Source organism: Rhodococcus sp. 14-1411-2a (assembly GCF_002259485.1).
In the GTDB taxonomy this organism is placed as follows: domain Bacteria; phylum Actinomycetota; class Actinomycetes; order Mycobacteriales; family Mycobacteriaceae; genus Rhodococcoides.
The window spans coordinates 1-1178 of record NZ_NPGA01000025.1 but is presented as its reverse complement, the minus strand read 5'-3'; the positions used below and the strand labels follow the sequence as shown (position 1 = coordinate 1178).

Here is a 1178-nt window from a genome sequence, read left to right as displayed (position 1 = left end):
ATGATCACCGGCGAATCACGCACCGTCCGCCGCAGCGACGGCGACCAAGTTGTCGCCGGCACGGTAGCCACCGACTCCGGTCTGCGCGTCCAGGTCACCGCAGTAGGGGAGGACACCGCCCTCGCCGGCATCGGCCGCTTGGTCGCCGACGCCCAGAACTCGACCTCGCGCGCTCAGCGCATCGCCGACACGGCCGCCGGTTGGCTGTTCTGGTTCGCTCTCGGTGCCGCGATCATCACCGCCGCTGTGTGGACTCTGGTCGGGATGCCCGACGACGCCGTCATCCGCACCATCACCGTGTTGGTCATCGCCTGCCCGCACGCACTCGGACTGGCGATTCCGCTGGTGGTCTCCATCGCCACCGAACGCGCAGCCCGCGGCGGTGTCCTGGTCAAGGACCGGCTCGCACTCGAAACAATGCGCACGGTGGACACCGTGCTCTTCGACAAGACCGGGACCCTCACCAAGGGTGAACCCACCGTCACCGCAATCGAGGTGACAGACGGGCGCACCGCCGACGAGGTCCTCGCTTTGGCCGCTGCCGCAGAAGCCGACTCAGAACATCCCCTGGCTCGTGCCATCGTCGGCGCCGCACGCGCGCGGAACCTGACCGTCCCGGCTGCAGCAGACTTCCAGTCGTCTCCCGCTGTCGGGGTCGCTGCGGACGTCGACGGCACCCGCGTGCAGGTCGGCGGGCCCGCGCTGCTCGAGCAGGAGCGCGGATCCGAACTTGCTGTCGCCGACCGGTGGCGGGGCGACGGGGCGATCATCCTGCACGTCCTGGCCGACGGTGCTGTGATCGGTGCCCTTGCGCTCGCCGACGAGATCCGGCCCGAATCACGCACTGCGGTAGACGCGTTGCATGCGCGCGGAATCGCGGTGGTGATGATCACCGGTGATGCCGAAGCCGTCGCGAAGTCCGTCGCCACCGAGCTCGGTGTGGACCGCTACTTCGCGGGGGTGAAACCGGAAGACAAGTCCCACAACGTTGCTGAACTTCAACAGGAAGGGCGCACCGTGGCGATGGTCGGTGACGGAGTCAACGACGCACCGGCTCTCGCGCAGGCCGATGTCGGTATCGCTATCGGCGCGGGTACCGACGTTGCTATCGCGTCGGCCGGAGTGATCCTCGCCAGCGACGACCCGAGGTCGGTGTTGTCGGTGATCGAACTCTCGCG

At 68.2% G+C, this 1178-nt stretch carries 1 protein-coding gene; it reads left to right on the top strand.

The annotated features are described in order from the left end of the window. Positions 1-1178, top strand: a 1178-nt coding sequence (locus CH291_RS26465; RefSeq protein WP_143545978.1) for a heavy metal translocating P-type ATPase, incomplete at both ends; no start/stop codon positions are given.